This is a genomic window from Immundisolibacter sp. (genome assembly GCF_050250495.1).
In the GTDB taxonomy this organism is placed as follows: domain Bacteria; phylum Pseudomonadota; class Gammaproteobacteria; order Immundisolibacterales; family Immundisolibacteraceae; genus Immundisolibacter.
In genome coordinates this window covers 38384-40132 of record NZ_JBFWOM010000023.1, presented here as the reverse complement: position 1 = coordinate 40132, position 1749 = coordinate 38384, and the positions used below count along the sequence as shown (strand labels likewise).

General features: G+C 70.3%; 1 protein-coding gene and 1 pseudogene. One reads left to right on the top strand and one right to left on the bottom strand.

Annotation, left to right across the window (positions count from 1 at the left end):
• Positions 1–173: 173 nt before the first annotated feature.
• The gene (locus tag AB7F93_RS12575) at positions 174–1079 is read right to left on the bottom strand and encodes a PhzF family phenazine biosynthesis protein (protein WP_428303258.1); all 906 of its coding nucleotides are present in this window, start codon (positions 1077–1079) and stop codon (positions 174–176) included.
• A gap of 248 nt (positions 1080–1327) precedes the next feature.
• Here AB7F93_RS12575 and AB7F93_RS12570 point away from each other — a divergent pair.
• A pseudogene (locus AB7F93_RS12570) lies at positions 1328–1749 on the top strand (acetaldehyde dehydrogenase (acetylating)); the annotation flags it as partial.

Sequence of the window (1749 nt, the reverse complement as noted above, 5' to 3'; positions counted from 1 at the left end):
TTCCTGATGCTGCAGAACGACCTCGACGGTGCGGCGGCGCTGTTGGCGGACGTCGCCCGGATGCCGCAGCTGACGGGGGAAGATCGCGAACACATCGCGGTGCTGGAAGACGCCATCGCCACGCGCCGGGCGGCTGCCGCCGACGGCCCGGGCTGAGTGCCCGGCGCCCGCACTCAATCCGGCACGCCGAGCGTGCCCTGAATCATCGGCACCACCTGGCCGCCCACGCGCAGGGTGAGGCCGCCGCCCGCGCGCTTGTCGAATTCGGCCTGGAGCAGGCTCTTGCGCGTGGCGTCGAAGCCGCGCTCCACGACGAACGTGTGCGTGCCGGCGCGAAGGTTCGGCTGGGCCGCCAGATACGCCGCGAAGGCGGGCAGCGCAGCGCCGATGGGTGGATCCTCGCGCGGGGCGATGTCGGGGCCGATCAGCCGGGCGTGGAAGTTGGCCTGCGGGCTTTCGGTCTGGCGGCAGAACAGCAGCAGCTCCTGCGCCAGCATGGATGGCGCGTGCGAGGCGGCCCAGGCGGCGGCATCGAAGCGGGCGGCGGTGAGGGCGTCCAGGCTGCGCACCGGCAGGATCAGGTACGGCCGCTCACAGGCCACCAGCAGGGCCTGCAGGTCGCGCTCGCCGAGTGCGCGCCGTTCCAGCGACAGGATGCCGGCGAGCTCGTCCGCGGTCGGCACGAAACGGTCGACCACCGGAAACACCGTGCGGCTGAACTGCACGAAGCCGGTCCGCCCCTGCGCGGCGCCCAGACGCACCTGCACAGGCCCGAAGCCGTGCAGCAGGTCGAGCCTGCCGTCGCTCGGCGCCTGGCCGTCGATGGCGAGGATGTGGGCCGCGGCGAGTACTGCCTGGCCGGCGAAGTCGATTTCCTCGCGCGGGGTGAAGGTGCGCACGCGGTGCTGCCGGGGGTCGGCCGTGGCTGTCACGAACACGGTGCCGGGCAGGTTCAGCTCCGCCGCGATGCGCTGCATGGTGGCCGCATCGAGCCCATCCGAGCGCGGAAATACGGCGATCTGCGCTCCGCCGAAGGGCTGGCCGGTGAACACGTCGGCGGTGTACAGCGTCAGGTCCATTTCGGCACTCCTGCGTGGGTTTCAAGCGGCGGCAACAGCCTAGCAGGGCAGCGACAACGCACGGTGGGAATGCCCGGCTCGCCTTGTGGCCGGTGCGCGCCGGCCGGTACCATTACGGGCCCGGAAAGTGCCATCCGGGCCGTCCGCCGCCGGGCGACGGCGCTTTCGCCGCTCGCCGGCCTGCCGAGGAATCTTCCATGAAAATCAACTGCGCCCTGATCGGTTCCGGGAACATCGGTACCGACCTCATGTTCAAGCTGGAGCGCAGCAAGGTCTTGAAGCCGGTCTGGATGGTCGGCATCGACCCCGACTCGGACGGCCTGCGCAAGGCGCGCGAGCACGGCATGAAGACCACCCACGAGGGCGTGGACGGCCTGCTGCCGCACCTGGCCGAGGACAACATCCAGATTGCCTTCGACGCCACCTCGGCCTACGTGCACAAGGAAAACTCGGACAAGCTGACCAGCCGCGGCGTGGTCATGATCGACCTGACCCCGGCCGCCATCGGGCCGTTCTGCGTGCCGCCGGTGAATCTCAAGGACCACCTCGGCAAGCGCGAGATGAACGTCAACATGGTCACCTGCGGCGGCCAGGCCACCATCCCGATGGTGGCGGCGGTCAGCCGCGTGCAGCCGGTGGTGTACGGCGAGATCGTCGCCACCGTGTCGTC